The sequence below is a fragment of the Streptomyces sp. NPDC101181 genome (genome assembly GCF_044767975.1).
Classification (GTDB): domain Bacteria; phylum Actinomycetota; class Actinomycetes; order Streptomycetales; family Streptomycetaceae; genus Streptomyces.
The window spans coordinates 39030-65016 of record NZ_JBIWOX010000002.1; the positions used below are offsets into that span (position 1 = coordinate 39030).

Genomic DNA, 25987 nt, shown 5'->3' on the forward strand with positions numbered 1-25987 from the left:
CGATGACGAAGCCGTCCGTGGCGGCTTACCGGGCCAGCCTGACTCCGCCGGGCGGGTCGCCCGCCCCCTGGGAGCTGACCTCATAGCGCTGCGCCTGGTGTTCGAGGATGCGTACCGATCCCATGACCTCACGCAGTGCGTCGGCGAAGGCGGAAGACCGATTGTGCTCATCGATCGCTGTTTGGTCGCGGAAGCCCTCCGAGAGGTGGAATGTGTTCGGATCGGTGATGTCCTGCGCGAATACGTAGTAGATGACACCGGGAATCCGGGCTTCGACCGCCAGGTGGGGTGTTACCGCGTCGATGAACTTCTGGCGGTCCTCCGGATGCACCCGGTAGTACGTGCTGAAGACCACCTCGGTGGGCTGGTTCTTGTCCTGTTCAATCATTTTTCTTCCTCGTTTTCGTGTACGGAAACTCGTCGCGCGTGAGGCTTGGGAGTGGGAAGGCATCCAGGAATTCTGTAGCTATGAATCGGCCTTGAACGCCTCGGCGACGCTCAGCGTGTCCTCGTAGAGGTGCATGCGGACGATCTCACCGTCTTCGACCACGAGGTGCATGGCTGACGGAGTGGTGAACTCCTTGCCGGTGGCCGCGACGGTATGCGTGAAGATCCCGAGCAGTATCACGTCACCGCCGTCGACGACGATGCGGTCCAGTGCGACCTTGCTTTTACCGGCAACGAAATGCGGCCACATGGTGGTGAAGTATGGCGCGACTTCCTCCCGGCGGATGCGGCGGCCGGTCCACGGCAGGCTGTCGCTGCCGGGGACGTACCAGTCGATGTCCGCCGCGAACAGTTCCTGTATGCCGTCCTGGTCCTGCCCGCCGAGGCGCTGAACAAACTGATCAGCAACTGACCGTGACGTCTGGCTATCTGTAGGCATTGCGTTTTCCTTTCCTCTCGTCCTTGAAGTTCGGCGTGGAATACGCGGGTGCGCTTCATCGCTGAAACGGAGTCGCGCCGCTATTCCTTCGGGCGGAACTCCGGTGCGCAGTGGCAAGACCCATGCCGATTGATGCTTCGGCTTCGCCGTCCAGGAGCTCCACGCGGTCCCCCACGCGTGAAGGTGACAACTTTTGTTACATCAGCGCAAAGGCTTGTCTTCGTTGACGCCGGGATTCAACGGGCTCTCAGAACGTCTTGCAGGACATCCTCCAGCGTAGTTCTCGCCAGCTCCCTGCGCAGAACGGCCTCGAGACCGTCGTAGACGGAGGTCAGGGCCGGTCCTATACCGAGCCCCACGACACACTCGGGATCGGGCGTCGAGCGGTGCAGGGCGAAAATGGGCCCGGCGCCGATCGCTTCGTGGATATCGAGCAAAGTGATTGCCGCCAGGTCCCGCGACAGCGTCCATCCCGCGCCCGCGCCTCGCCGCGAGTCGACAAGGCCGGCCCTGCGCAGCTCGCCCAGGAGGCGACGGATCACCACCGGATTGGTGTTGACGCTCGTCGCGATCTGCTCAGACGTGGCGACCTCGTGCCCGCGACGCTGATACAGCCCTATCCACGTGAGGGCATGCGCTGCGATGGTCAGCCTGCTGTTGGCGCTCACCCCGGACCTCACCTCCCTCGCCTTCGACAAGCCTATCGTAACGGTAAATGTTACGACAGCCGTCGGTGAATCTGTTTCGGCCGTCCTCTGCGAGGGGTGCCACCGGTCGGGCTGCACATCTGGCCCTGGCTTCGATCGCTTCTCGCGACAGCGTTTGTCGACGAGTTCTGGCTCCGGCCCATGGGCAGCGGGTCTGGCTGGACACCCCGGAAAACCGCCTCGCCTCACTCACCGATCCGGCGGGGCGTCAGGGCGGCGGCTGACGACGGTCTGCCGTCAGGGGCGGGGTCCGTCCCGCCCGGCCGACGCCGTCACCGTGGTTCGCCGCGCCGTCCGTCGACCGATTGCCGTCGGTCGGGTTCCGGTGGCGCCGCTCCTGGTGCGCCCGGGACGGGTGCGTTCGGGACGGGTGCGTTCGGAACGGGGACGCTCGCCCGCTGCCTCGTCCGGCCAGGTCCGGGTCCAGGTCCAGGTCCGAGTGCGATCCCGGCGCCGAGCGCGCCGACGACCAAGGCGACCACCGGGAAGCCCCACGCCGCGAGACTCACGTCGTCACCTCGGGCCGCCCCAGGGTGAACCACACCACCGTGCGCTCGGGGTGCCGCTCGCCCCCGGTGCCCGTTCCCCATGCCAGTGCCAGGCTCTCCACGAGGACGAGCCCGCGCCCGCTCTCCCGCTCCTGGTCCGGCCGCGAGGCCGGGGTGAACGTCGTGCCCGCCGGGCCGCCGTCATCCGTTACGGCGACGGTGACCCGCTTCCGGTTGACGGTCACGTGGACCCGGATGAGGTGTGTACGGGTGTGGCGGTGGGCGTTGGTGACCAGCTCGGTGACGCAGAGGCGGGCGTCGTCGACCAGCCCGGGATGGCGGCTCAGATGCAGAAGCGAGGTGAGGAAGTCCCGCGCGAGCCTGGGGGCGTTGGCGGTGTTCGGGAGGGTGAGGCGGTAGCTCTCGCCCCCAAGGGGGTTCGGCTGTACGGGAGTTGGGGTTGCAGCGAACATGTCGGTCTCCCCTGAGGTCCGGGTCTGCGAGCTGGATTGCCGCCTCGGACCCGTGCTGATGGCTGCGTGGGCGCATGTGAACATGCCTCTCCACAGGCGTACTTCGGTCCTTTGAAGTGCGGCGCTGAGGGGACCATAGCGCGAAGTCTCACTAGTTTTACCTAGATGGACCATTGAGTAACCAGATGGATTACCGTGAGGGGCTCAGTGACACTGTGGGGCGACAGAAGGAGGGGCCGATGCCACCGAGGAAGGCGCCCACGGCGCGGCAGTGCCGGGTGGGGATCGAGCTGCGCAAGATGCGGCAGAACGCGGGACTCGCCCTCGCCGAGGCCGCCGCCCTGCTCAGTACGGACCGCACCACCATCAGCAACACGGAGTCGGGCCGCTTCGGCGTGAGCGGTGAGCGGGTCCGTACCTGGGCGGCGGGTTACGCGTGCGCCGATGAGGCGTACGTGGCAGCGCTCGCCGCGATGGCGGAGGAGCGCGGGCGTGGCTGGTGGGAGGACTACCGCAACGAGCTGACCAGCGGGCCGCTCGATCTGGCCGAGCTGGAACACCATGCGGCGGGCATCCGGTCGGTGCAGCTCATGCACATGCCGGGGCTGATCCAGAGCGAGGACTACGCGCGGGCCGTCTTCGCCGAAGCGGTGCCCGAGCTGCCGTTGGCCCGCAGGCGCCGGCTCCTCTCCCACCGGCTGAAGCGCCGGGACGTCCTGGACCGGGAGACCCCGCCCACCTGCACCTTCCTCATCCATGAGGCGGCGCTGCGGATGGTCTACGGCGACTCCGCCGTCGCGCGGGGGCAGTTGGCGTACCTGCTCCGCGAGTCCGAGCGTGACAATGTCATCGTGAAGGTCGTCCCGTTCGCCGCAGGTGGTTTCCCGGAGACGGGAAGTTCCACGCATTATTTCTACGGTCCTGTTCCGCAGCTGGATACCGTGCAGACGGACTCGGCGACCGGGCCCGCGTTCCTGGACGCCGAGACGCGTCTGGCGAACTACCGGGCAACGATGGACCGGGTCGAGGGACTGTCTCTCGACCCTCCGAAGTCGAGAGACTTCATCCGTGAGATCGCACAACAAGTGTGAAGGCGTGAGGTACGTGGAAATTCAGTGGCGCAAGTCCTCGAAGTCCTCAGGGGCCGAGGGCAACAACTGCCTGGAGCTTGCCGAGCACGGTGGCGAGATCCTGCTGCGCGAGAGCGACAACCCCGACGTGGTCGTCCGCACGACGCGAGCCAAGCTCCGGGCGTTCCTCGGAGGGGCGAAGGAAGGCGAGTTCGACGACTTCGCCTGAGCCTTCGTGATCCGGTAGTGAGTGGCCCTCGTCGGCGCAGACGGGGGCCACTTGCCGTTCGTATCACTTGTTCGTTCGCCGAGAATCACTCGTTAGACGTCAAACACTTGATACGGGTGCGCCCGGCGCGCTAGCTTCCTGGTGTGCCGTCATCGTCACCTGGCGGCCAACTCCCCTTCCGCCTGCGCCCGTTGGGGGAGCCGTGAGCCAGGGCGCCCCCCGATCCGCGGCTCGTCACGCCGGCGGCGGGCAGGGGGCGTACCTGGCGTCCTGCCCGGAGGTCGCGCCATGCTCGAACACGTCCCGGACCCCGCCGACTCCACCCCGTACGTCTACTGGTGCGAGCGGTCCACCTACGCCTCGGAGGATCGCGGCGAGCCCGACTGCTTCGCGCGGTACTCCGCCGCCACGCCCGAGTTGGCGATCCAGCGCATCCGGGACGAGGCGCGGGCCCTGCTCGCCGGGTTACCGGAGGCGGAGAGCCCGGTGCTCGGATGGGCCGAAGGGCCGGGTCGCGTACAGGCCCTCGGCGCCCTGCACGGCGGGCTTACCTGTGGGTTGTCGCTGCGGCACGGGGGCGGGTGGAGCGAGTGGGTCGTTCGCCCGCGCCGCGCCCAATCGCTCGGCTCTGCGGACCCCTCGGTTCCGGTGGCCTCTGGAGTTCCCGCGGTCCCTGGGGATCCGGCGGTCCCTGGGGGTCCGGTGGCCTCTGGGGATCCGATGGTCCCTGGAGGTCCGGCGGCCTCTGGGGATCCGGCGTGCGGGCGGCCCGCGCGGGAGACGCCGTGCGGCGTGTGCGTGCCCCGTCCGCGGGAGCGCTGACCGCCGCGCGTACGAGGCCATCGCGCCGGGCCTGGCCGCCTCTGCCCGTCCGGCCGCCCCTGCCCGTCCGGTCGACCTCGCGCTCCGGCGGGACGCCATCGAGGTCTACGCCACCGCCAGGCTCGGCCGGCCTCCGGAGGGGGTGCGGGTCAGGCCGCCGTGGCCCGGCGCAGCGTCTTGCGGTGGGCCCGGTTCGTCGCCATCACCCTGTCCAGCGCGTCCCGGGTGTGCAGCAGTTCCTCGATGTGGGCGGAGAGACGTTCGCGTTCCTGCTCCATCCGTTCCATGGCGGCATCGGACGTCGCCTCGCTCGGGGTGTCCACGCAGGGCAGCAGCTCCGTGATGGTGCGGCTGGACAGGCCCGCCGCGTACAGCCGCTGGACGAAGGCGACCCGGTCGACATCGGCGTCCCGGAAGTGCCGCTGTCCGCTGGGGCTGCGCGTACTGGTGAGCAGGCCCTGCTCCTCGTAGTACCGCAGGGACCGGACGCTGACGCCGGCCGCCGCCGCGAGTTCTCCGATACGCATACGTCCGCCCTTTCGCCGGGTCACGCCGCTCGGTGAGCCGCTGACCTGCGGTCCTTGCCTCTGACATTGATGTCAGGTTTTAGCGTAACCGCAGTGTCCGGCTCGCGGGCACCACGTCACGAGGAGGACGGACGGCATGACCCTGACCGACACCCCGGCCCAGATCGGCTCCGAGACCCTTTTCACCGGCTACCGCCTCGGTGGTCTCACCCTGCCCAACCGGGTCGTGATGGCTCCCATGACCCGCGTCCGCGCCGCCGACGGCGGACTGGCGACGCCGTCGATGGCGACGTACTACGCGCAGCGGGCCACCGCCGGGCTCATCGTGACCGAGGGCGTGCAGCCGAGTCTGATCGGGCAGTCGAACCCGGGCACACCGGGGCTGTACACCGACGAACAGGTCGCCTCGTGGCGGCCGGTCACCGCCGCGGTGCACGCGAACGGCGGCCGGATCTTCGCGCAGATCATGCACGGCGGCCGGGTCTCGCATCCGGACACGACCGGACTGGTGCCGGTCGGACCCTCCGCCGTCCCGGCCGTCGGCGAGGTCTTCACGCCGACCGGCCCCCAGACCGCCCCCATGCCCCGCGCCCTGGAGACCGCCGAGGTCCCCGAGCACGCCCGGTCCTACGCCTCGGCCGCCCGCCGGGCCGTCGACGCCGGGTTCGACGGCGTCGAACTCCACGGCGCGAACGGCTACTTGATCTCGCAGTTCCTCTCCTCCAACGCCAACCTGCGGACCGACCTGTACGGGGGGTCCGTCGCCAACCGCATCCGGTTCGCCGTCGAGGCGGTGGAGGCGACCGTGGCGGCCGTGGGCGCGGAGCGGACCGGGATCCGGCTGTCGCCGGGCGGGGCGTTCTGGGGCGTCCAGGAGGACGACGTGGCGGAGCTGTACGCCGCGCTGCTGGGGGAGTTGGCGCCTCTCGGCCTCGCGTACGTGCACCTGGAGGCGACCGTGGACGACGAGGTGCTGGTGGGCCTGCGGCGCGCGTGGCCCGGCGCCCTGATCATGAACCCGGTGCTGCCGATGGGGGCGCGGCGGGCCGAACGACCGGACGCCGACCGCTGGATCGGGCTCGGCGCGGACCTCATCAGCTTCGGCCGTGCCTTCATCGCCAACCCGGACCTGGTCGAGCGGCTGCGCGCCGGGCTGCCGCTCGCGGCGGAGGACGCGGCGACGTACTTCCAGGGCGGTGACGCGGGGTACGTCACGTATCCGGCCTACCAGCACGCGGGGTAGCTCGGCCGGCCGCGCGGGTGTGGCGGTGCGCGGGGTCGAGGGTGTGGTGCGAGCCCCCGGCGTTCCGGTGCGCGGGGTCGAGGTGTCGGCCGGGGGCCGGGGGCGCTGCCCTCTTCCCGCCGTGACGTGCGCGCGTCAGAATCCTAGGGCCCGCCCCCCACGGCTCTTGGAGGCATTCCGCATGTCCACCCCCCGCGTGTCCACCCCTCTGAGCACCCGCCGAGGATTCCTGGCCGGAGCGCTCGCGGTCTCCGCCACCGCCGTCGTCGGCACCGCACCGGCGGTCGCCGCCTCGCGCCGGGCGGCCCGGACGGTCCGCGGGACGCAGGACTGGATGGGCGCCCTGCCCGGCTCCATCGCGCTCCAGCGGCTGACGATCCCCGGGGCGCACGACGCGGGGGCCCGGTTCGGCGGACCCTGGACGGAGTGCCAGAACACCACGATCGCCCAGCAGTTGGAGAGCGGCATCCGCTTCCTGGACGTACGCTGCCGCCTCATCGACGGCTCGTTCGCGATCCACCACGGGGCCTCGTTCCAGAACATGATGTTCGGCGACGTCCTCGTCGCCTGCCGGGACTTCCTGGCCGCCCGGCCGAGCGAGACCGTGCTGATGCGGGTCAAGCAGGAGTACTCCTCCGCGAGCGACGCCGCGTTCCGGGCGGTCTTCGACGACTACCTGGACGCGCGCGGCTGGCGGTCGCTGTTCCGCCTCGACTCCACCCTCCCCGACCTGGGCGGGGCCCGTGGCAAGGTGGTGCTGCTCGCGGACAACGGCGGTCTGCCCGGGGTGCGTTACGGCGACGCCGCCCTCTTCGACATCCAGGACGACTACATGGCGGAGCCGTTCGCCAAGTACCCCAAGATCGAGGCCCACTTCCGCAAGGCGGCCCAGCAGCCCGGGAAGTTCTACATGAACTACGTCTCCACCGCCGCCCTGATGCCGCCCCGCTGGAACGCCGACCGGCTCAACCCCCAGGTCCACTCCTTCCTGGAGCGCTCGGAGACCGCCGGGTGGACGGGGCTCGGCATCGTCCCGATGGACTACCCCAACCAGCGGTCCGGGCTGGTCGAGTCGCTGATCCGGCACAACCCCACGGGCTGAGGCGCGGGCGGGCGGTCAGGAGGCCGTCAGGTTCTTGTCGCCCTTGGCCGCCCGCATGTCCTCGACGAACAGCTGGAACAGCAGCCGGGTGATGTCGCTCTTGCCGAGGGAGATGCTGAACGGCTCCTTCTTCTCCGGCTTCACCCCGATGTACCCCGGCAGCGAGCCCTCGCCGCCCGCCGCCTCCGGGAAGCCACCGCCGTCGGCGCCCTCCCGGCTCTTGCGGATGTGGTACGGGGTCCCCTGGTCGCCGGAGACCGCCATGTACTCCGGGGAGAAGAGGAGTTCGTGCGCGCCGGGCTTCAGCGTGAACTCCACCATCACCTGGGCGTCCTCGTCGCGGAAGTACGCGGCGGCCTGCCCCTCGTCTCCCAGGTGGTTCTCGACCGGCATGACCCCCGCCTCGCCGCTCGCCACCGCGCCGCGGAAGCGCTTGGCGATCCCCTCCCGCTCCGTCTGGGAGCTGATCCACTCCTCCGTGGGCGCGGCCAGGCCCTTCCAGTTCATGATGGCGATCGCCTCCGACGCCATCATCGTGCGGTAGAGCTTCAGCCGGCCGGTCTCGCCCCGGTCGCTGAGGCCCTTGAGCTGTTCCAGGAGCTTGGGGCCCACATCGGCCAGGATGTCCTCCAGCTTCCGCGCGGGTGCCTTCGGCTTCTTCTTCCCCTTCTGCTTCGGCGCGAGCAGCGGGTGACCCGCCGCCGTCATCTCGTTCTTCCAGTGCTCCGCCCCGAGCATCTCCTGCGGGTCGCCGCCCACCCGCTGCACCACCGCCGCGGCGGCGGGGCGGCCGGAGGGGGCCGGGGCCCGCTGCACGTCCGCGGGGGCCGGGGCGGACATCACCCGGCGGGCGTTGGCCTCGGCGGCCCGCTCGAAGCGGTCGGAGGGGTCGGAGACCTTCAGCCCGTCGCCGTTGTCCGTGCCCGCCACCCGGCCCCGGCGCTGCTGGATGACGTGGGTCAGCTCGTGGGCGAGGGTGTGCGCGTCCCCGCCGCCGTCGCCGATGACGACGTGGTTGCCGGAGGTGTAGGCGCGGGCGCCGACCTCGGCGGCGGACGCCTTCGCGGCGCTGTCGTCGTGGACGCGTACGTCGGAGAAGTCCGCGCCGAGCCGTGACTCCATGTCCGTGCGGACCGGGTCGTCCAGGGGGCGGCCGGAGGTCCGCAGGACGTCGTGGACGGCGGAGCGCTGCACGGGGGGCCGCCGCTCCTCCTCATGGGCGCAGCCCGCGCCGTGCCGGTGCTCCTCCTGGTCCCGGGCCGCGGCCCGGCGCACCATCTGGACGGCCACCGCGTTGCCCACGGTGCCCTGGAGCGCGAGGAGTCCGCGCGGCGCGGCGGCCGCGGCGTCCCGCTCCCCGGCCCGCGCCTCCCGCGCGGCCGCGGCCCGGTCCTGCCCGCTGCCCGAGCGGCCTGCCCTGTCGTTGCCCTGTGCCCGCACGAAGAGCCCTTTCCTTGATCGTCGCCGTGTCTTCCTGCATACACGGGCGTTCCCCCGGGCGGCGAGGGCCACGGGGGCAGAGCCCGCGGTCCGCGGGGGCAGACCGGCAGGGGACGGTGGCCCCGGCGCTCATCCCCCGGGCGTCGGCGGCGGCGTCGGGGCCCCCGGCAGGGTGATCGCGGCGACCGTGCCGGGGCCCTCGTCCGGGGCCGGGCGCAGGGCGATCTCGCCGCCCGCCTGGTGCACCGTACGGGCGACGATGGACAGGCCCAGGCCGGAGCCGGGGAGCTGGCGGGCGGAAGGGGAGCGCCAGAAGCGCTCGAAGACGTGCGGGAGTTCATCGGCAGGAATGCCGGGGCCCCGGTCCCGCACCGTCAGCTCGCCGCGGTGCAGCCGGACGTCGATCGTGGCGCGCGGCGGGCTGAACTTCACCGCGTTGTCCAGGACGTTGACGACCGCCCGCTCCAGGGCGGCCGGTTCGGCCCGTACGTACCAGGGGGCCAGGTCCTCGGCGATGGTCAGCTCGGGGCCGCGCAGCCGGGCGCGCCGCAGGGCGGTGCGGGTGATGTCGTGCAGGGCCACCACCTGGAGCGGTCCGGGCTCCGCCGCGTCCGGGCGGGCCAGCTCCTGGAGGTCGCCGATCAGCGCCGCCAGCTCCGTCATCTGGGCCTTCACCGAGGCCATCAGCGCCTTGCGGTCCTCCGGCGGGATCACCCGGCCCGTCTCGTCGCTGCGGGCCAGCAGCTCCACGTTGGTGCGCAGCGAGGTGAGCGGGGTGCGCAGCTCGTGGCCCGCGTCCGCGATCAGCTGGGACTGGCGGTCGCGGGAGGAGGCGAGCTGCGCGGCCATGGAGTTGAAGGAGTGGGAGAGGCGGGCGATCTCGTCCTCGCCGTCGACCGGGATGCGGACGGTCAGGTCCTCCGTGCGGGCCACGTGCTCGACCGCCTCGGTGAGTTCGTCCACCGGCCGCAGCCCGGCCCGCGCCACCCAGAGCCCGGCCGCGCCCGCGCCGACGGCGCCGATGCCGCCGACCAGGGCCAGCACCCAGGCGAGCGTGGACAGCGGGGCGTCGATCTCGCTGAGCGGGCGGGCGACGGAGACCGCGAGCTGGTCGTTGGCCTGACCGGAGCCGACCACCGGCGGCAGCTTGCGGGTGTAGACCCGCATCTCCCGTCCGGCCTTGTTCTCCGTGGTGTGCAGGGTGTCGGTCCGCCGCCCCGCGGCCACCGCGACATCGGCGGGCTGGGCGGGGACGGGCGTCGTGTTGGGGGCCGTGCAGTAGTCGCCGTTGGCCGCGACGATCTGGACGGTGTACTGGCCGGGGAACTCCTGGGCGGGCAGCTGCCCGCCGCTCAGGCACGAGGACAGCAGATCGCGCATCGGCGCGTTGTCCATCTTCGCGTTGCGCAGCGAGTCGTCGAGCTGGTCCTCCAGCTGGGCCCGGGTCACGAACCAGCACGCCACCGCGACCGCCGCGACCGCGACCGCCACCGCCGTCGCCACCAGCAGCGCCAGCCGGGAGCGCAGCGGCAGCGCCCGGAAGCGGCGTACGAACCGGTTCGCGGCGGGCCGGGTCCCACCCATGGGTCCCACCGTGCTCACGCCTCGCCGCTCCCGCCGGTACGCAGCGCGTAGCCCACCCCGCGCACGGTGTGGACGAGGCGCGGCTCACCGCCCGCCTCGGTCTTGCGGCGCAGGTACATCACGTACACGTCCAGGGAGTTGGAGCTGGGCTCGAAGTCGAAGCCCCAGACCGCCTTGAGGATCTGCTCGCGGGTCAGCACCTGGCGCGGGTGGGACAGGAACATCTCCAGCAGCGTGAACTCGGTACGGGTCAGCTCCACCCGCCGTGCGCCCCGGGTGACCTCGCGGGTCGCCAGGTCCATCCGCAGGTCCGCGAAGGACAGCACGTCGATGTCGGGGGCGTCCGTGCCCACTGCCGGGGCCGCGTACGAACTGCGGCGCAGCAGGGCCCGGATGCGGGCGAACAGCTCGTCCAGCTCGAACGGTTTGACCAGGTAGTCGTCGGCGCCCGCGTCCAGGCCGGTGACCCGGTCCCCGACGGTGTCGCGGGCGGTGAGCATCAGGATCGGCGTGGTCGAGCCGGTGGCCCGGATGCGGCGGGCGGCGGTGAGCCCGTCCATCCGGGGCATCTGGATGTCCAGGACGATGAGGTGGGGGGCGTACGCCTCGGCCACCGCCAGGGCGTCGTACCCGTCGACCGCGACCTGGGTGTCGTAGCCCTCGAAGGCGAGGCTGCGTCGCAGGGCCTCGCGCACGGCGGGTTCGTCGTCGACGATCAGGATGCGCTGCGGATCGTCATCGGCGGGGCTCATCGCGGTGTCGTCCTCTTCTCGTGCCGGCCTGGTCCGTCCGCTGCGCGGGGGCGCTCTCAGCCTCGCACGGCCGGGGCGCCGCGCGGGATCAGGAGCCGCCGCCCGCGCGCAGGGTGTCCAGGTCGGCCTTGAGCGTGTTCACCGGGATCGCGAAGCCCAGGCCGACGCTGCCCGCCGCCGAACCGCTGCCCGCCGCCGAGGAACTGGGCGAGTACATCGCGGAGTTGATGCCGATGATCTCGCCGTCCATGTTGATCAGCGCGCCGCCGGAGTTGCCGGGGTTGAGGGAGGCGTCGGTCTGGAGCGCCTTGTACGTGGTCGTCTGCTCGCCGGTGTCGCCGTTGAACTGCCGCCCGCCGAACTCGAACGGCCACTCCTGACCGCCGCCCTGCCCCTGCCCGCCCTGCCCGGAGCCGCCGGAGCTGCCGGAGTCGTCCTTGGCGACCGTGACGTCCCGGTCGAGCGCGGAGACGATCCCACTGGTCACGGTACCGGTCAGCCCCTCGGGGGAGCCGATCGCCACCACCTCGTCGCCGACCTTGACCTGGGAGGAGTCGCCGAGCGTGGCCGTCTTCAGGCCGCTCGCGCCCCGGAGCTTGATGAGGGCCAGGTCCTTGCCGGGGTCGGTGCCCACGACGTCGGCGGTGTACGTCTTCCCGGTGGAGAGGGTGACCTGGATCTGCTGCGCGCCGGAGATCACGTGGTTGTTGGTGACGATCTCGCCGTCCCCGGTGATCACCACCCCCGAGCCGGTGGACCTGCCGGCCGACGAGGCCGCCCCGATCTCCACGATCGCGGGCGAGACCGCCTCCGCGACCCCCGCGACGGTGCCCTTGCTGCTCTGCGAGACCGTGGTGCCGTTGACCGCGCCCCCGGAGCCGGTCGCCGCGCCGCCGCCGTCGTTCAGCTGGCCGACCAGGGTGGCGGTGCCACCGCCGATCACGCCCGCCGCGATCGCCACGGCCGCCAGCAGCGCCACCGGCCGCTTGGCCTTGCGCCTGCCGGCGGCGGGCGCGTACGGGGGCGGCGGCGGGTAGCCTCCGCTCGCGCCGTCGTGCGCGGTGCCGTACGCCGTGCCGTAGGGGTACGAGGTGGGGTCCTGGTCACTCGGGTGCGCGCCGCTCGGGCGAAGGTTCTCCGTCATGTCCATCAGACTCGGCGGTGAACATGAGAGGCGGATGAGTACGTCCTGAGAAGCCCGGCAGAACCGTGTATGCCCGATATAAGGACGACAGGGCTGGGGACGGGAACGGCGGGGGCGCCGGACGAGGGCGGCGGGCGCGGGACGGCCGTACGGCCACTGCCGGAAGGCGGGCGGGGTGCGGGGCGGGCGGTACCGTCACCGCGCCGGGGTCGGCTCCCCGCAGCCGCAGGAGCGCCGGACCACCAGCGCCGAGGGGAACTGCTTCAGCCGCTCCCGGCGCGAGCCGGAGACCCGCAGGGCGTCGTCCAGCACCAGGTCCACCGCGGCCCGCGCCATCGCCGGGCGGTCGGAGTAGACCGTGGTCAGCGGCGGGTCGGTGAGCCCGGCTTCCTTCACGTCGTCGAAGCCCGCCACCGCCAGCTCCCCGGGCACGTCGATCCGCAGCTCCCGGGCCGCCCGCAGCACGCCGAAGGCCTGGTCGTCCGTGGCGCAGAAGATCGCCGGGGGGCGGTCGGGGCCCGCGAGCAGCTTCAGGGCCACCTGGTAGGCGTCGTAACGGTTGTACGGGGCCTGGAAGAGGCGGCCCTCGGTGGAGCGGCCGGACTCCCGCATCGCCCGCCGCCAGCCCTCGACGTGGTCGGCCACCGGGTCGCCGACCGAGGGGGTCTCCTCGGTGCCGCCGAGGCAGGCCACGTACGGGTGGCCGTGCTCCAGCAGGTGGCGGGTGGCGAGCTGCGCGCCGCCCACGTCGTCGGTGACCACCGCCACGTCGTCGATCGCCTCGGGGCGCTCGTGCAGCAGGACGACCCGGGCGTCCCAGGCCTCGATCTCGGCGGCGGCGCGCTCGCTGGGGCCCTGGCTCACCAGGATCAGCCCGGAGACGCGCATTCCGAGGAACGCCCGCAGATAGTGGACCTCGCGCTCGTCGCGGTAGTCGGAGTTGCCGACGAGGACCATCTTCCCGCGCTCGGCGGCGGCCTGTTCGACCGCGTGCGCCATCTCCGCGAAGAACGGCTGCCGGGCGTCCGGGACGATCATGCCTATGAGGTCCGTCCGCCGCGAGGCCATGGCCTGGGCGACCCGGTCGGGCCGGTAGCCCAGCTCCTTGATCGCGGCGAGCACCCGCTCGCGCGTGGCCGGGGCGACCGGCCGGGGTCCGTTGTTGATGACGTAGCTGACGACCGCGGTCGACGTCCCCGCCAGTCTCGCCACATCGTCCCGCGTCACCTTGGCCACGCGCGGCAGTCTACGCGGATGGACCCCGGGGGTGTCCGGTGGATCAGCGCCGGGACCGGGGCCCCGGGCCACCGGACGCCGGCTACCTCCTGGCGGCCTCCACCGGGGCCTCCTCGGCCGTCCCGGTGGCCCCGGACGCCTCGGTCCGCTCCGGACGGGCGGCGTCGGGACCTCCCCGGCCCGCCCGGTCCTTCGCCTCCTCGGCGGCCCGCTCGACCTTCTCCGGCACGACGAAGCGGTAGCCGACGTTGCGCACGGTGCCGATCAGCGACTCGTGCTCGGGGCCGAGCTTGGCGCGCAGCCGCCGTACGTGGACGTCGACCGTCCGGGTGCCGCCGAAGTAGTCGTAGCCCCAGACCTCCTGGAGGAGCTGGGCGCGGGTGAAGACCCGGCCCGGGTGCTGGGCGAGGTACTTCAGCAGCTCGAACTCCTTGAACGTCAGGTCGAGGACCCGGCCCTTGAGCTTCGCGCTGTAGGTCGCCTCGTCGACGGAGAGGTCGCCGTTGCGGATCTCCATCGGGGAGTCGTCGGAGGTGATCTGCTGGCGGCCCATGGCCAGCCGCAGCCGGGCCTCGACCTCGGCCGGTCCCGCCGTGTCCAGCAGGACGTCGTCGATGCCCCAGTCGGCGGTGACGGCCGCGAGACCGCCCTCGGTGACGACGAGGACCAGCGGGCAGCCGGGCCCGGTGGACCGCAGCAGCTGACAGAGAGAGCGGACCTGCGGCAGGTCGCGGCGCCCGTCGATCAGGATCACGTCGGCGCCGGGGGTGTCCACCAGCGCCGGGCCCTCGGCCGGGGCGACCCGCACACTGTGGAGCAGCAGCCCGAGGGCGGGGAGCACCTCCGTCGACGGCTGGAGTGCGTTCGTCAGGAGCAGCAGTGAACTCATCGCCGTCCACCTGCCTGGTTCGGTCGATCGTGTTGCACGGTTAGCTCGCCCATTACGTCGGTCCTCCTCGTTCCCTGCGAGAGGGGCACTCCCGGGCCGGACCCGGGGGAGTATGCGGCACTGCTTCGTACGTCAAGCGGGTGTGACATGCGGTCCCGCGCCCCGGGGACCGCTGAGCTTCTCGAAACGTCTCCGTAACAACGCCCGGGAAGCACAAAAGGACCCGGGGGCTGCGTCGCCCAGGTCCTCTTCGCAGCAGAATAGCCCACATGAGTTCCGCGTCCGAGGGCCGATTCCCGACTTTCCCTGTTCCCTTGCTCACGCCCCAGCCGCTACGGGCCACGTTGCTGACCGATGACGGGGTGCCGGTCGAGGCGGTGTACGACCCGTGTACGGCGGGTTCCGGGGCTGCTGGGGACGCCGCCTCCGGCACCCTCGCGATCGTCGTGGCGCACGGCTTCACCGGCTCGGCCGACCGCCCCGCCGTACGCCGGGCCGTGCGGGTGTTCTCCCAGCGTGCGGCCGTGATCACGTTCTCGTTCCGGGGCCACGGCAGGTCCGGCGGGCGCTCCACGGTCGGCGACCGCGAGGTGCTGGACCTGGCCGCCGCGGTGGCCTGGGCGCGGCGGCTCGGGCACACCCGGGTGGTGACGGCCGGGTTCTCCATGGGCGGCTCGGTGGTGCTGCGGCACGGCGCCCTGTATGCGGCCGGGGCGCAGGGGACGGTCGGGGCGGCTGGGGCACCCGGGGCCAGGGGGGCGGCTGGTACACCCGAGGTCACGGGGTCGGCCGTGTCCCAGAGGGCGGAGGCGGCCGGGACAGGGCAGGTGGCTCGGGTGGGGGAGGCGCCGGAATCCGTGGCACCGGATACGTCCGTTCGCGTGGCGGCGCGCGAGAGGCGCACGGGGCGCGCGGGGACGCACGCCGACGCGGTGATCTCCATCAGCGCCCCGGCCCGCTGGTACTACCGGGGGACGGCTCCGATGCGCCGCCTGCACTGGGTGGTCACCCGCCCCTCGGGACGGTTCGTCGGCCGCTACGGATTCCGTACCCGCATCGCCACCGGGGAGTGGGACCCCGTCCCCCTGTCCCCGGTCGCGGCGGTCCCGCTCATCGCGCCCGCCCCGCTGCTCCTCGTGCACGGCGACCGGGACCCGTACTTCCCGCTGGACCACCCGAGGATGCTGGCGGAGGCGGCCGGGCCGGGCGGCGCGGAGCTGTGGCTGGAGCGGGGGATGGGGCACGCGGAGAACGCGGCGGACGAGGCCCTGCTGGCCCGCGTCGCCGACTGGGCGGTCGCGGCGTGCCCCATCATGGACAGCTGACGCACCCGACGCGTCACCGTCCGGACCCGTCCGACGACCGAACCGAAGGAGTGGCGCCATGGCAGCGGGGACGATCCGCTTCTGGGCTGCGGCCAAGGCCGCCGCGGGCACAGCGGAGGAACCGTACGCGGCGGCGACCCTCGCCGAGGCGCTCGACGCGGTGCGCGAGAGGCACCCGGGGGAGCTGAGCCGGGTGCTCCCGCGGTGCTCGTTCCTGATCGACGGAAACCCCGTCGGGACCCGTGGGCATGAGACCGTACGCCTTGCCGAGGGCGGCACGGTCGAGGTGCTCCCGCCGTTCGCAGGAGGGTGAACCGCAGGCCATGAGCAGCAGCGATCAGCAGTACCCGTATCCGTACGAGCCACAGCCGCCGGAGCAGCCGTCCCCGGAGCAGCAGCGCCGGCCGTCGCCGTACTGGCCGGACGGGACGGCCGGGCGGCCCGACGCCCCGCAGGAGCCGGGGGCCCACGCCCAGGACGGGACCCAGACCTGGCAGGCGCCGACCTGGGACACGCGGTACCAGCCGACGATCCACCCGGACGACCCGCACCAGCACCGCCCGGAGGCGGAGGCGTACGGGACTCGGCAGCCCGGCCCGTACGACCACGGCCACGGCCAGAGTCACGGCCACGGCTACGACTACGGCCAGAGTCACGGCCACGGCTACGACTACGGCCAGAACGACGGCTACGGCCACGGGCAGCAGCCGTCCTACGGGACGCCGCAGCCGGGGCCCGCGTATCAGCCGTCCGGGGACGCGGGCGGGCCGTGGCCCCCGCACCCGGGTCCCGCCCAGGGACAGCCGCAGCAGCCGTACCCGTCCGCCGGAGCCCCGGCGGCCGCCCCGGTCCACCCGGGCGCGGCGGCCGACACCGCCTATCTGCCGCCCCAGGCGTCCTCGGGCTCGCTCCCGCTGCCGCCCGAGGTCCCGGCCACGCCCGCCCCCGTCCCGGCCCCGGCCCACGCCGCCCCGCCGTCGGCCGACCCCGCTCCCGCCCGGTCCGGAGCGGACGGCTCCGGCTACGGCGCGCCCACGACCCTCGGCAACGCCCGGATCACCGACGCCCAGCGGGCCCGCGCCGAGGGGCGCTCGCCGGTCATCGCGCCGGGGATACAGCCCGCGGCGCTCACCGCGGTGCTCGGGCTGCTCCTCGCGGGCGGCGCGGCGATCGGGGCGTACGCCCTGCTCGTCCCGGTCGTGCTGCTCCAGGCGGTGACGGCCGCCGGCTGGTTCCGGCTCAACGGCATGTGGCCCGCCCGCCAGGGCATCGCGCTCGCCTTCGCCGGGGGGCTGGCCGCCGACGTCGCCCTGTTGGCGGCTGGCCGGGAGCACGGTCCCGCCGCCCTGCTGGGCACCCTGGGCGTCTGGGTGCTGCTCACCGTGGTCCTCCAGCTCCGCAGCCACGCGGGGGCCGACGAGCGGATGTACGGCCTGATGGCCACCGTCGTCTCGGCCGCCCTCGCGGTCCTCGCGGGCGGCCACCTCGCGGCGCTCCCGGACGCGGTGGTCGTCGGCGGGGTGGCGGTCGCCGCCGCCACGCTCGCCCGCGCGCTGCCGCTGCCCGGGGTCGTCTCCGTGGCGGTGGCCCTGCTCGCGGGGGCGGGCGCGGGGGTCGCGGTGGGCGGCCTCACGGACTTCGGAGCAGGGGCGGCCCTGCTGGGCCTCGCGGCGGGTGGCTGCGCCGTGATCGGGCTGCGGGTGGCGAGCTACGACTACCCGTCCCGCTTCGTGCACATGACGGCCGGGGTGGCGCTGCCGCTGGCCGTGGCGGCCCCGGCGGTCTATCTGCTCGGCCGCGCCCTGGCCTGACGGCGACGGGCGCGAGCGAGGGGCGTGCGCATCCGCGGTCCTCGGCCATCCGCGGGCCGTCCACGGCCGGCCGCGCCCGTCGTCCGTGGCGGCCGCTGACGGTCCTCCGGGAACCGATCGGGGGCCGCCGCTCGTCGATCACGCAGGGGGGCCGCCCCTGCCGCAGTAGGCTCACGGAAGCCGGGGGACCGATCGCTCAGGGTGGGGGAACGACACAGATGCGCGCACTGCGAATACTGCTGGTCCTGGTGGTGGTGCTCGGCGCCGTCTTCGTCGCCGCCGACCGCCTGGCCGTCCGCTACGCGGAGTCCCAGGCCGAGGAGCGGGTCACCATCAGCGGTGGCGAGGCGGGCGGGACGGACATCTCGATCAAGGGCTTCCCCTTCCTCACCCAGCTCGCCGGCTCCCGGCTCGACCGGGTCGACGTGGCGCTGACCAACATCAGGACCAGCGCGGCGGGCCGGACCGTGCGCGTCAGCGAGGTCGAGGCCCGGCTGCACGACGTGAAGCTCGGCTCCGGGTACCGCAGCGCCACGGCCGCGCGCGCCACCGGGACCGCCCTCGTCACCTACGAGGACCTGACGGCGGTGGCCAGCGACGGCGTCGCCGTCGAGTACGGCGGTGACGGCAAGGCGAAGGTGACCGGCACGGTCGAGATCCTCGGCCGCCCGGTCTCGCGCAGCGTGCTCTCCACCGTCACCCGCGTCGACGGCGACACCATCAAGGTGCGCGCGGACAAGGTCCCCGGTGAGGGGATTCCCGGCGTCGAGGACCTGATCCGCCGGAGGACCGACTTCGAGGGCGACATCGACGGGCTGCCGAAGGGCCTGGAGCTGCGGAACGTCCAGGTCACCGAGAGGGGTCTGGAGATCGAGGTCACCGGCTCGGACGTCGCCCTGACGAGCTGAACCCGGGGCGGACCCGCAGCGGACCCGGGCCGGACCAGGAACCGCACCCCGTTGGCCGGAGTCTCCGCAGCGGAATGAGCCTCGCCCGAGCCGGGCAGGATCCCGCCGATCCGGATGGTGAGACGCCGCCGTCCGTTCCGTAGATGCCGGAGCGGTCGGGGGCGCCCCGGTCCCGGCTCCGCGCGGGGAAGATGCCCCTTCTTTCTCGTATCGTGGATGATCCTGTCTCATCATCTGACACGACGGTGACATCCCCGTCCGCACCTCCCTACGATCGGAACCATGAAGCGACAGGCGGATCTCACGAAGCGGCGGGCAGTAGACCTGTGCCGCGTCGCCGCCATGCTCTGTCGCCCCGTCTGACGGGGGCCCTTCCCGCCCGCCCCCGCGCCTCCCGCGGCCCTTCGACCGTCGTCGGGGCCGCCCGGACGCCCCGTACGCGCCGCGTTCCGCACGCCTCCGCGCGTACCGCCGCCACCCGCACCGCAACGCCGCACTTCGCACCGTGCGGCACCCGCCGCAGACTGCCCCGGAGGAGAACAGCATGAGCCGCAGCGACGTCCTGGTAGACGCCGACTGGGTCGAGGCCCACATCGACGACCCGCAGGTCGCGATCGTCGAGGTGGACGAGGACACCTCGGCGTACGAGAAGAACCACATCAAGAACGCGATCCGGATCGACTGGACCAAGGACCTCCAGGACCCGGTCCGCCGCGACTTCATCGACCAGGCCGGTTTCGAGAAGCTGCTCAGCGAGAAGGGCATCGGCAACGACACGCTGGTCGTCCTCTACGGCGGCAACAACAACTGGTTCGCCTCCTACGCCTACTGGTACTTCAAGCTCTACGGCCACGGCCCCGTCAAGCTGCTCGACGGCGGCCGCAAGAAGTGGGAGCTGGACTCCCGCGACCTGACCGACGCCGTCCCCACCCGCCCGGCCACGCAGTACCGGGCCAAGCCGCAGGACGAGTCGATCCGCGCCTACCGCGACGACGTGGTCAAGGCCATCGGCAGCCAGAACCTGGTCGACGTGCGCTCGCCCGACGAGTTCAGCGGCAAGCTGCTCGCCCCGGCCCACCTCCCGCAGGAGCAGTCGCAGCGCCCCGGCCACGTGCCGAGCGCCCGCAACATCCCGTGGTCGAAGAACGCCAACGACGACGGCACCTTCAAGTCGGACGACGAGCTGAAGGCCCTCTACGAGGACGAGCAGGTCGACCTGGCGAAGGACACCATCGCCTACTGCCGCATCGGTGAGCGTTCCGCGCTCACCTGGTTCGTGCTCCACGAGCTGCTCGGCCAGCCGAACGTCAAGAACTACGACGGTTCCTGGACCGAGTACGGCTCCCTGGTCGGCGTGCCGATCGAGCTCGGCCCCGCCAAGTAACCCGCCCGACCAGCACCACTTCGACCAGAAGGACAGAACACCATGTGTGGAGCACAGGCCGGCGGTCCCGACGCCTCGACGATCAAGCCCGGTGAGACCACCATCCAGGGCAGCGTGACCCGCGACGGCGAGCCCGTCACCGGCTACGTGCGCCTCCTGGACGCGACCGGCGAGTTCACCGCCGAGGTCCCGACCTCGGCGACCGGACAGTTCCGCTTCTACGCGGCCGAGGGCACCTGGACGCTCCGCGCCCTGGTCCCGGGCGGCAGCGCCGACCGCACGGTCGTCGCGCAGACCGGTGGACTCGCCGAGGTCGCCATCGCCGTCTGATCCGCGGTACGCCGTGTCCGTACGGCACACGGACCGGCCGAGGGGCCGCACCCCAGGGGGTTGGACGCCACCTGACACGGGGTGCGGCCCTTCGTGCCGTCCGGCGCCAGGAGTTCTACGCTGGAAGCATGTACGCCCGACGGAGGCGGACCTACCTCCTCATGATGGGCGGATGCATCGCGCTCTTCGTGTCCGCCTGGGCCGTGGTGCGTCTGTGGTCCGTGCCCGTCGCCGTCGGCATGTGCGTGGTCGCCATGGTGATCCCGCCCCTCGCCGCGATCGTCGCCAACCGGCGCGGCCCGGACGACCGTTGGTGGGACGACCCCTCCGGTGATCCGAAGTCCGACGAGTGGTGGGACGAGCTGGACGGCCGCAAACGGCGCTGAGGACAGCGGCGAGCGGCACCGGGCGGGGGCGGCGGCACGCGGACCCGTCACGACCCCCGGGCGGGCGGGGAAGGCGTCACACGACCCCGGGGCGGGCGGGGGAGGCGTCAGTAGACGAGCGCCTGGGCGTCGTCCGCCATGGCTTCCTGCACGAAGACCTGCGCGCCCGCGACGCGGACGCCTTCCAGCACGTCCTTCTCCGTGATGTCGCGCCGGGCCGCGCACTGCGTGCACAGGGTGATGCGGCCGCCCGCCAGGATCGAGTCCAGCAGGTCGGGCAGCGGGGCGGCGTGCGGCAGCTCGAAGTCGGCGGCCCGGCCCGGCAGGGCGAACCACGAGGACTCACCGGTCAGCCAGAGCGAGACCTCGACACCGCTGGCGACGGCCACCGCCGCCACGGTGAAGGCCTGCGAGCAGCGCTCGGCGGCCTCGGGCCCGGCGGTCACCTTGATGACGAGCTTCTTGCGCATGGGCCGCACTGTAGCCGTCCGGCCGGCCGGCCGGCGCCGGAGCAGACCCCCCCCCCGGGGGGCCGCCACCTGGACGAGAAGGCCGGGCTCCCACCCATTAGGCTGGGGCCCGGCCCTGTACCGCCGCCACCCGCTCGTCACGAGGAGCTCCCTGTGCTTGAGGCATTCTTCACCGCCCTGCTCGTCCTGGTCTGCGTGGGCGTCCTCGCCTTCACCGCGGTCGCCGTGAAGAAGCTGTACCAGGGCCAGCGCTGACCTTCGCCGCACCCCGACCGCCCCGCCGGTGCACCCTCACAGCCCGCCCGCACCCCTCACAGATCGTCTGAGCCGCTCATGATCGAGATTCCGTCCGACCTCCACCCGGACCTCGTCCCGCTGGCCTTCCTCCTCGGCAACTGGGCGGGCGCGGGCGTGTCCGACTTCCCCGGCGCCGAGAAGTGCAACTTCGGCCAGGAGGTCACCTTCAGCCACGACGGCCGTGACTTCCTGGAGTACGTCTCCCACACCTGGGTCCTGGACGCCGAGGGCAAGCAGGTCCGTCCCCTGGAGTCGGAGTCCGGCTACTGGCGGATCGACAAGAACCGCAAGGTCGAGGTCGTCATGGTCCGCGACCAGGGCGTCGTGGAGATCTGGTACGGCGAGCTGGCCGACCAGAAGCCGCAGATCGACCTGGCCACCGACGCGGTGGCCCGGACGGCCGCCTCCGGCCCGTACAGCGGGGGCAAGCGGCTCTACGGGTATGTGAAGAGCGATCTCATGTGGGTCGGCGAGAAGGCGACACCCGAGGTCGAGCTGCGCCCCTACATGTCGGCGCACCTCAAGAAGGTCGTCACCCCGGAGGAGGTCGCCGAGATGGCGAGGACCCTTCCGGACATGCCGGACGACGGCATCGCGTTCTTCAAGTAGACCTCCGGAAGCACAGCCCGCAGCGCCGCACAGCTGCCCCTCCGCGCAGCGCTGCGCGGTGCCGCCCACACCGCCGCACAGGACGCTCGGTGCGGGGCCCCGGACGGCGACGCGTCCGGTGGTTTGACAGCCCTTAGACTGGGCGCGTGGTGACCACCGACTGGAAGACCGACCTCCGGCAGCGGGGCTACCGGCTGACGCCGCAGCGCCAGCTCGTCCTGGAGGCCGTCGACACCCTGGAGCACGCGACTCCGGACGACATCCTGGGCGAGGTGCGCAGGACGGCGTCCGGCGTGAACATCTCCACGGTCTACCGCACCCTGGAGCTCCTGGAGGAGCTGGGCCTGGTCAGCCACGCCCATCTCGGGCACGGTGCCCCGACGTACCACCTGGCCGACCGGCACCACCACATCCACCTGGTCTGCCGGGACTGCAAGGACGTCATCGAGGCGGACCTCGACGTCGTCGCCGCGTTCACCGAGAAGCTGCGCGCCGACTTCGGCTTCGACACCGACATGAAGCACTTCGCGATCTTCGGGCGCTGTGCGAGCTGTACGGCCGCGAGGGACGCGACGGCCGAGTCGTAGGCTGGCTCCATGAAGAGCCCCCTGTTGTCCCTGCCGGGCGCCGTCAGCGCCGAAGGCCGCGACGAAGGTGTCGCCGCGCACTACGGCGATCTGTTCCGCGAGCAACGCGCCCTCGCCGACGGCGACGGCTTCGTCGACCTCTCCCACCGCGGCGTCGTCACCGTGACCGGCGACGACCGGCTGAGCTGGCTGCACCTGCTGCTCACCCAGCACGTCAGCGACCTCGCCCCCCACCAGGCAACCGAAGCGCTGGTCCTCTCCGCCAACGGGCACATCGAACACGCGATGTACCTGGTGGACGACGGGGCGACGGTGTGGATGCACGTCGAGCCGGGGACCCAGGGCGAGCTGATCGCCTACCTGGAGTCGATGAAGTTCTTCTACCGGGTGGAGGTCGCCGACCGCACCGGTGAGACCGCGCTCGTGCACCTCCCGGCCGGGTCCATCGCCGAGGCCCCGGCCGGTGCGACCGTACGGGAGACCCCGCAGGGCCGGGACCTGTTCCTGCCCCGCGCCGACCTGGAGGCCTTCGCCGCGGCCCACGGGCCCGCCGCCGGGATTCTGGCGTACGAGGCGCTGCGCGTGGAGGCGCACCGGCCGCGCGTCGGCTTCGAGACCGACCACCGCACCATCCCGCACGAGCTGGGCTGGATCGGCACCGCCGTCCACCTCCAGAAGGGGTGCTACCGGGGGCAGGAGACCGTCGCCCGCGTCCACAACCTGGGGAAGCCGCCGCGCCGCCTGGTCTTCCTGCACCTGGACGGCAGCGAGGTCCACCTGCCCGGCCACGGGACGCCGGTACGGCTGGCCGCGGACGGCGAGGAGGGCCGGCAGCTCGGCTTCGTCACCACCTCGGCCCGCCACCACGAGCTCGGCCCGATCGCGCTGGCGCTGGTCAAGCGGAACGTGGCGGTGGACGCGGAGCTGATGGCGGGGGACACGGCGGCGGCCCAGGAGACGGTCGTCGAACCGTAGACCCGCACCCGAGGCTTCCGGCACCCCGTCGCCCCGGAGGCCGCGTGGGGTGTCACACCTCGATGATGACCGTGAACGGGCCGCTGTTCGTGAGCGAGACCCGCATGTCCGCCCCGAACCGGCCCGTCGCCACCTCCGCGCCCAGCGCCCGCAGCCGCGCGACCACCTCGTCCACCAGCGGCTCGGCGACCGGGCCCGGGGCGGCGGCGTTCCAGGTGGGGCGGCGGCCCTTGCGGGCGTCCCCGTAGAGAGTGAACTGGGAGATCACCAGGAGCGGCGCCCCCACGTCCGAGCAGGACTTCTCGCCCTCCAGGACGCGCACCGACCAGAGCTTGCGGGCCAGTTGGGCCGCCTTCTCCGGGGTGTCGTCGTGGGTGACCCCGACCAGCACACACAGGCCCTCGCCGACGATCTCCCCGACGGTCCCGGGCGCCGAGGGGTCGTCCGCCGCACCGGCGACGGAGACGCTCGCACCGTCCACTCTCTGCACCACCGCACGCATACAGACCAACCTATCTTGGGCTGAACGGGTACAAGACGTCAGCAGGGGCACGGGGAGGGGTGGCACCATGCACGATGGCGGTGTGCCGACACACCGGCCGAGGGGACGGAACAGCATGAGTACTTATGGAGCCGGACAATCTCCCGGTGCCGTACCGGGCGCCCGTACCAGCACCGGCATCCTGCGCTCACCCGTACAGCGCAGTCTGCCCGGAACGGGGCCGGTGCCGCCACCCGCGTCGCACGCACCGGCCGCCGTGCCGGAGCAGACGGGCGGCGCCGCGGGGTTCGGCGGGCTGCGGCTGCCGGAGCTGCGGACGCTGCGGCGGGAGGCCCAGCGCGACGAGGCCGACCTCAGCTACGTGCGCCGGCTCGTGCAGGGCCGGGTCGACATCCTGCGCGCCGAACTGACCCGCCGCCGGGACCCGGAGGCGCCCGTGGAGGAGGCGGCGGTGGTGAGCCGGCTCTCGGAGATCCTCGCCGACGCCCCGTCCCGGCACCGGTCCTCCGCCCGGCACGTCACGCTGACGACGCCGCGCGGCGACGAGTTCCGGCAGCTGGCCGCCGAGACGCTCTCCGAGGTCGAGCTGTCCGATCTGGGCGCCCGGACGGACGAGGAGCTGCACACCGCGATGGGCCGTCTCGTCCGCTACGAGCAGCAGGTCTCGCGCCGCCGTCACGAGCTCCAGCGCACGGCCGACGATTGCGGCGCGGAGATCGCCCGCAGGTACCGTGACGGGGAAGCCCAAGTAGACGACCTGCTCGCCTGAAGCGATCCTTCCGGGCGCGGGTCCCGCACTCCCGTCCCCGGAAGGCCACCATGACGTCCACCGACGCCCCGCCCGCCATATCCCCCGCCCAGGTACCCGCCCCGCCCGTGCTGGCGGAGGTCGTACGGTCCGGCTTCGTGGAAGGGCACCACCGGGGCTCCCTGGTGCTGCTGGCGGCGGACGGCCAGGTGGAACGGGTGCTCGGGGACCCGGCGGCGCCGGTCTTCCCCCGGTCCTCCAACAAGCCGATGCAGGCCGCCGCGATCCTGCGGGCCGGGCTCGACCTGTCGGGCGAGCGGCTGGCGCTGGCCGCGGCCAGCCATTCGGGGGAGCCCTTCCACCTCGATCTGGTACGCCGGATGCTCACCGAGCACGGGCTGAGCGAGGCCGACCTCCAGACCCCGCCGGACCTGCCGCTGGACCCGGTGGAGGCGGAGGCCTACCTCGCGGCCGGGAAGGTCCGGGAGCGGATCACGATGAACTGCTCCGGCAAGCACGCCGCGATGCTCGCCGTCTGCGTCCGCAACGGCTGGGACACCGCCACCTACCTCGACCCCGGCCACCCGCTCCAGCGGCTGGTCGCCGAGGTCGTCGCGGACGCGGCGGGCGAGCCGGTCGCCGCGGTCGGCCGGGACGGCTGCGGGGCCCCGCTGATGGCGATCGGGCTGACCGGTCTGGCCCGCGCCTTCCGTACCTTCGTGCTCGCGCAGCCCGGGAGCGCCGAACGCCGGGTCGCGGACGCCATGCGGGCCCACCCCCGGTACGTCGCGGGCACCCGGCGGCCGGACACCTGGCTGATGAGCGAGGTGCCGGGGGCGCTGTCCAAGATGGGCGCCGAGGCGGTCCAGGCGGTGGCGCTGGCCGACGGCCGGGCCCTCGCCTTCAAGATCGACGACGGGTCGGGCCGGGCGCTCGGCCCGGTGCTGGCCCGCGCCCTGGAACTCCTCGGCGTGGACGCCCCCGTGGTGGCCCGGATCGGGCGTTCGCCGCTGCTCGCGGGGGCGGACGAGGTCGGGGAAATTCGCGCGACATTCTGAGCGGG

At 72.6% G+C, this 25987-nt stretch carries 30 protein-coding genes; 17 read left to right on the plus strand and 13 right to left on the minus strand.

Annotated features, from left to right (window positions below; genetic code table 11):
* Positions 1-25: 25 nt before the first annotated feature.
* The 4 genes from ACIRRU_RS03725 to ACIRRU_RS03740 all read right to left on the minus strand — a co-directional run bounded on the left by ACIRRU_RS03725 (position 26) and on the right by ACIRRU_RS03740 (position 2554).
* A complete protein-coding gene (locus tag ACIRRU_RS03725) occupies positions 26-388 on the minus strand; it encodes a putative quinol monooxygenase (protein ID WP_403675722.1) in 363 nt (120 codons plus the stop codon).
* A 78-nt stretch (positions 389-466) separates the two neighbouring features.
* Positions 467-886, minus strand: coding sequence for a nuclear transport factor 2 family protein (locus ACIRRU_RS03730; protein WP_403675725.1), 420 nt, complete (start codon positions 884-886; stop codon positions 467-469).
* 236 nt (positions 887-1122) lie between these two features.
* On the minus strand, positions 1123-1554 hold the full coding sequence (locus ACIRRU_RS03735; RefSeq protein WP_403675727.1) for an Rrf2 family transcriptional regulator: 432 nt from the start codon (positions 1552-1554) through the stop codon (positions 1123-1125).
* 544 nt (positions 1555-2098) lie between these two features.
* A complete protein-coding gene (locus ACIRRU_RS03740; protein ID WP_403675730.1) occupies positions 2099-2554 on the minus strand; it encodes an ATP-binding protein in 456 nt (151 codons plus the stop codon).
* Positions 2555-2793: 239 nt separating this feature from the next.
* Here ACIRRU_RS03740 and ACIRRU_RS03745 point away from each other — a divergent pair, with 239 nt between their 5' ends.
* Both ACIRRU_RS03745 and ACIRRU_RS03750 read left to right on the plus strand, forming a co-directional pair.
* The gene (locus ACIRRU_RS03745; RefSeq protein ID WP_403675733.1) at positions 2794-3645 is read left to right on the plus strand and encodes a DUF5753 domain-containing protein; all 852 of its coding nucleotides are present in this window, start codon (positions 2794-2796) and stop codon (positions 3643-3645) included.
* Positions 3646-3658: 13 nt separating this feature from the next.
* A complete protein-coding gene (locus tag ACIRRU_RS03750) occupies positions 3659-3853 on the plus strand; it encodes a DUF397 domain-containing protein (RefSeq protein WP_161265410.1) in 195 nt (64 codons plus the stop codon).
* A gap of 971 nt (positions 3854-4824) precedes the next feature.
* Here the strand turns inward: ACIRRU_RS03750 and ACIRRU_RS03755 are convergent.
* Complete coding sequence (locus ACIRRU_RS03755; protein ID WP_403675737.1) at positions 4825-5202, minus strand: MerR family transcriptional regulator; 378 nt, start codon at positions 5200-5202, stop codon at positions 4825-4827.
* Positions 5203-5338: 136 nt separating this feature from the next.
* Between ACIRRU_RS03755 and ACIRRU_RS03760 the strand changes: the two genes are divergently transcribed.
* Entirely contained in the window at positions 5339-6445 is a 1107-nt protein-coding gene (locus ACIRRU_RS03760; RefSeq protein WP_403675739.1) for an alkene reductase, read from the plus strand.
* A 181-nt stretch (positions 6446-6626) separates the two neighbouring features.
* On the plus strand, positions 6627-7547 hold the full coding sequence (locus ACIRRU_RS03765; RefSeq protein ID WP_403675742.1) for a phosphatidylinositol-specific phospholipase C: 921 nt from the start codon (positions 6627-6629) through the stop codon (positions 7545-7547).
* A gap of 15 nt (positions 7548-7562) precedes the next feature.
* On the opposite strand, the gene ACIRRU_RS03770 is transcribed toward ACIRRU_RS03765, so the two are convergent.
* The 6 genes from ACIRRU_RS03770 to ACIRRU_RS03795 all read right to left on the minus strand — a co-directional run bounded on the left by ACIRRU_RS03770 (position 7563) and on the right by ACIRRU_RS03795 (position 14592).
* The gene (locus ACIRRU_RS03770) at positions 7563-8987 is read right to left on the minus strand and encodes a DUF4157 domain-containing protein (RefSeq protein ID WP_403675744.1); all 1425 of its coding nucleotides are present in this window, start codon (positions 8985-8987) and stop codon (positions 7563-7565) included.
* 129 nt (positions 8988-9116) lie between these two features.
* Positions 9117-10571, minus strand: coding sequence for a HAMP domain-containing sensor histidine kinase (locus ACIRRU_RS03775; protein WP_363203875.1), 1455 nt, complete (start codon positions 10569-10571; stop codon positions 9117-9119).
* A 14-nt stretch (positions 10572-10585) separates the two neighbouring features.
* Positions 10586-11323 carry a response regulator transcription factor gene (locus ACIRRU_RS03780; RefSeq protein WP_403675747.1) on the minus strand — a complete coding sequence of 246 codons (738 nt, stop codon included), beginning with the start codon at positions 11321-11323 and terminating at the stop codon, positions 10586-10588.
* An 88-nt stretch (positions 11324-11411) separates the two neighbouring features.
* On the minus strand, positions 11412-12473 hold the full coding sequence (locus tag ACIRRU_RS03785) for a S1C family serine protease (protein WP_403675750.1): 1062 nt from the start codon (positions 12471-12473) through the stop codon (positions 11412-11414).
* A gap of 189 nt (positions 12474-12662) precedes the next feature.
* Positions 12663-13703 carry a LacI family DNA-binding transcriptional regulator gene (locus ACIRRU_RS03790; RefSeq protein WP_403675753.1) on the minus strand — a complete coding sequence of 347 codons (1041 nt, stop codon included), beginning with the start codon at positions 13701-13703 and terminating at the stop codon, positions 12663-12665.
* An 82-nt stretch (positions 13704-13785) separates the two neighbouring features.
* Positions 13786-14592 (minus strand): winged-helix domain-containing protein, encoded by an 807-nt coding sequence (locus ACIRRU_RS03795; protein ID WP_403675755.1) that lies wholly within the window; start codon positions 14590-14592, stop codon positions 13786-13788.
* A gap of 269 nt (positions 14593-14861) precedes the next feature.
* Here ACIRRU_RS03795 and ACIRRU_RS03800 point away from each other — a divergent pair, with 269 nt between their 5' ends.
* The 8 genes from ACIRRU_RS03800 (at position 14862) to ACIRRU_RS03835 (ending at position 20736) form a co-directional block, all read left to right on the plus strand.
* Positions 14862-15917 carry an alpha/beta hydrolase gene (locus tag ACIRRU_RS03800; protein WP_403675758.1) on the plus strand — a complete coding sequence of 352 codons (1056 nt, stop codon included), beginning with the start codon at positions 14862-14864 and terminating at the stop codon, positions 15915-15917.
* A 58-nt stretch (positions 15918-15975) separates the two neighbouring features.
* Positions 15976-16230 (plus strand): MoaD/ThiS family protein, encoded by a 255-nt coding sequence (locus ACIRRU_RS03805; RefSeq protein WP_403675761.1) that lies wholly within the window; start codon positions 15976-15978, stop codon positions 16228-16230.
* Between the two features lie 10 nt (positions 16231-16240).
* A complete protein-coding gene (locus tag ACIRRU_RS03810) occupies positions 16241-17728 on the plus strand; it encodes a hypothetical protein (protein ID WP_403675763.1) in 1488 nt (495 codons plus the stop codon).
* Positions 17729-17946: 218 nt separating this feature from the next.
* Positions 17947-18636, plus strand: coding sequence for a DUF2993 domain-containing protein (locus tag ACIRRU_RS03815; RefSeq protein WP_363203868.1), 690 nt, complete (start codon positions 17947-17949; stop codon positions 18634-18636).
* A gap of 282 nt (positions 18637-18918) precedes the next feature.
* On the plus strand, positions 18919-18999 hold the full coding sequence (locus tag ACIRRU_RS03820; RefSeq protein ID WP_351229977.1) for an Ms5788A family Cys-rich leader peptide: 81 nt from the start codon (positions 18919-18921) through the stop codon (positions 18997-18999).
* 181 nt (positions 19000-19180) lie between these two features.
* Positions 19181-20020: a sulfurtransferase gene (locus ACIRRU_RS03825; protein WP_403675767.1), complete on the plus strand. Its 840-nt coding sequence runs from the start codon at positions 19181-19183 to the stop codon at positions 20018-20020.
* Positions 20021-20062: 42 nt separating this feature from the next.
* The gene (locus ACIRRU_RS03830; protein ID WP_403675770.1) at positions 20063-20350 is read left to right on the plus strand and encodes a DUF1416 domain-containing protein; all 288 of its coding nucleotides are present in this window, start codon (positions 20063-20065) and stop codon (positions 20348-20350) included.
* 128 nt (positions 20351-20478) lie between these two features.
* Positions 20479-20736, plus strand: coding sequence for a DUF3099 domain-containing protein (locus ACIRRU_RS03835; protein ID WP_363203866.1), 258 nt, complete (start codon positions 20479-20481; stop codon positions 20734-20736).
* 107 nt (positions 20737-20843) lie between these two features.
* Here ACIRRU_RS03835 and ACIRRU_RS03840 read toward each other — a convergent pair whose 3' ends face one another.
* The gene (locus ACIRRU_RS03840) at positions 20844-21206 is read right to left on the minus strand and encodes a DsrE family protein (protein WP_403675773.1); all 363 of its coding nucleotides are present in this window, start codon (positions 21204-21206) and stop codon (positions 20844-20846) included.
* Positions 21207-21539: 333 nt separating this feature from the next.
* On the opposite strand from ACIRRU_RS03840, the gene ACIRRU_RS03845 reads away from it, so the two are divergent.
* From ACIRRU_RS03845 to ACIRRU_RS03855, 3 genes are all read left to right on the plus strand, one after another.
* The gene (locus ACIRRU_RS03845; RefSeq protein WP_363203864.1) at positions 21540-22112 is read left to right on the plus strand and encodes an FABP family protein; all 573 of its coding nucleotides are present in this window, start codon (positions 21540-21542) and stop codon (positions 22110-22112) included.
* 146 nt (positions 22113-22258) lie between these two features.
* A complete protein-coding gene (locus tag ACIRRU_RS03850; protein WP_403675776.1) occupies positions 22259-22699 on the plus strand; it encodes a Fur family transcriptional regulator in 441 nt (146 codons plus the stop codon).
* A 9-nt stretch (positions 22700-22708) separates the two neighbouring features.
* Positions 22709-23674, plus strand: coding sequence for a YgfZ/GcvT domain-containing protein (locus ACIRRU_RS03855; RefSeq protein WP_403675779.1), 966 nt, complete (start codon positions 22709-22711; stop codon positions 23672-23674).
* A 52-nt stretch (positions 23675-23726) separates the two neighbouring features.
* On the opposite strand, the gene dtd is transcribed toward ACIRRU_RS03855, so the two are convergent.
* Positions 23727-24176, minus strand: a complete 450-nt coding sequence (dtd, locus tag ACIRRU_RS03860) for a D-aminoacyl-tRNA deacylase (RefSeq protein WP_403675782.1) — start codon at positions 24174-24176, stop codon at positions 23727-23729.
* 115 nt (positions 24177-24291) lie between these two features.
* On the opposite strand from dtd, the gene ACIRRU_RS03865 reads away from it, so the two are divergent.
* Positions 24292-24945: an ABC transporter substrate-binding protein gene (locus tag ACIRRU_RS03865; protein ID WP_363203860.1), complete on the plus strand. Its 654-nt coding sequence runs from the start codon at positions 24292-24294 to the stop codon at positions 24943-24945.
* Positions 24946-24995: 50 nt separating this feature from the next.
* Entirely contained in the window at positions 24996-25982 is a 987-nt protein-coding gene (locus ACIRRU_RS03870; protein WP_403675786.1) for an asparaginase, read from the plus strand.
* The last annotated feature ends 5 nt before the right edge of the window (positions 25983-25987 follow it).

Bases quoted from the DNA above. Each gene is read 5' to 3' on its own strand.
- ACIRRU_RS03865 (WP_363203860.1), top strand. From the start codon at position 24,292: ATGAGTACTTATGGAGCCGGACAATCTCCCGGTGCCGTACCGGGCGCC.
- ACIRRU_RS03775 (WP_363203875.1), bottom strand. From the start codon at position 10,571: ATGGGTGGGACCCGGCCCGCCGCGAACCGGTTCGTACGCCGCTTCCGG.
- ACIRRU_RS03765 (WP_403675742.1), top strand. From the start codon at position 6,627: ATGTCCACCCCCCGCGTGTCCACCCCTCTGAGCACCCGCCGAGGATTC.
- ACIRRU_RS03800 (WP_403675758.1), top strand. From the start codon at position 14,862: ATGAGTTCCGCGTCCGAGGGCCGATTCCCGACTTTCCCTGTTCCCTTG.
- ACIRRU_RS03795 (WP_403675755.1), bottom strand. From the start codon at position 14,592: ATGAGTTCACTGCTGCTCCTGACGAACGCACTCCAGCCGTCGACGGAG.
- ACIRRU_RS03745 (WP_403675733.1), top strand. From the start codon at position 2,794: ATGCCACCGAGGAAGGCGCCCACGGCGCGGCAGTGCCGGGTGGGGATC.
- ACIRRU_RS03760 (WP_403675739.1), top strand. From the start codon at position 5,339: ATGACCCTGACCGACACCCCGGCCCAGATCGGCTCCGAGACCCTTTTC.
- ACIRRU_RS03825 (WP_403675767.1), top strand. From the start codon at position 19,181: ATGAGCCGCAGCGACGTCCTGGTAGACGCCGACTGGGTCGAGGCCCAC.
- ACIRRU_RS03805 (WP_403675761.1), top strand. From the start codon at position 15,976: ATGGCAGCGGGGACGATCCGCTTCTGGGCTGCGGCCAAGGCCGCCGCG.
- ACIRRU_RS03870 (WP_403675786.1), top strand. From the start codon at position 24,996: ATGACGTCCACCGACGCCCCGCCCGCCATATCCCCCGCCCAGGTACCC.
- ACIRRU_RS03755 (WP_403675737.1), bottom strand. From the start codon at position 5,202: ATGCGTATCGGAGAACTCGCGGCGGCGGCCGGCGTCAGCGTCCGGTCC.
- ACIRRU_RS03725 (WP_403675722.1), bottom strand. From the start codon at position 388: ATGATTGAACAGGACAAGAACCAGCCCACCGAGGTGGTCTTCAGCACG.
- ACIRRU_RS03845 (WP_363203864.1), top strand. From the start codon at position 21,540: ATGATCGAGATTCCGTCCGACCTCCACCCGGACCTCGTCCCGCTGGCC.
- ACIRRU_RS03820 (WP_351229977.1), top strand. From the start codon at position 18,919: ATGAAGCGACAGGCGGATCTCACGAAGCGGCGGGCAGTAGACCTGTGC.
- ACIRRU_RS03835 (WP_363203866.1), top strand. From the start codon at position 20,479: ATGTACGCCCGACGGAGGCGGACCTACCTCCTCATGATGGGCGGATGC.
- ACIRRU_RS03730 (WP_403675725.1), bottom strand. From the start codon at position 886: ATGCCTACAGATAGCCAGACGTCACGGTCAGTTGCTGATCAGTTTGTT.
- ACIRRU_RS03815 (WP_363203868.1), top strand. From the start codon at position 17,947: ATGCGCGCACTGCGAATACTGCTGGTCCTGGTGGTGGTGCTCGGCGCC.
- ACIRRU_RS03840 (WP_403675773.1), bottom strand. From the start codon at position 21,206: ATGCGCAAGAAGCTCGTCATCAAGGTGACCGCCGGGCCCGAGGCCGCC.
- dtd (WP_403675782.1), bottom strand. From the start codon at position 24,176: ATGCGTGCGGTGGTGCAGAGAGTGGACGGTGCGAGCGTCTCCGTCGCC.
- ACIRRU_RS03785 (WP_403675750.1), bottom strand. From the start codon at position 12,473: ATGGACATGACGGAGAACCTTCGCCCGAGCGGCGCGCACCCGAGTGAC.
- ACIRRU_RS03740 (WP_403675730.1), bottom strand. From the start codon at position 2,554: ATGTTCGCTGCAACCCCAACTCCCGTACAGCCGAACCCCCTTGGGGGC.
- ACIRRU_RS03780 (WP_403675747.1), bottom strand. From the start codon at position 11,323: ATGAGCCCCGCCGATGACGATCCGCAGCGCATCCTGATCGTCGACGAC.
- ACIRRU_RS03855 (WP_403675779.1), top strand. From the start codon at position 22,709: ATGAAGAGCCCCCTGTTGTCCCTGCCGGGCGCCGTCAGCGCCGAAGGC.
- ACIRRU_RS03830 (WP_403675770.1), top strand. From the start codon at position 20,063: ATGTGTGGAGCACAGGCCGGCGGTCCCGACGCCTCGACGATCAAGCCC.
- ACIRRU_RS03810 (WP_403675763.1), top strand. From the start codon at position 16,241: ATGAGCAGCAGCGATCAGCAGTACCCGTATCCGTACGAGCCACAGCCG.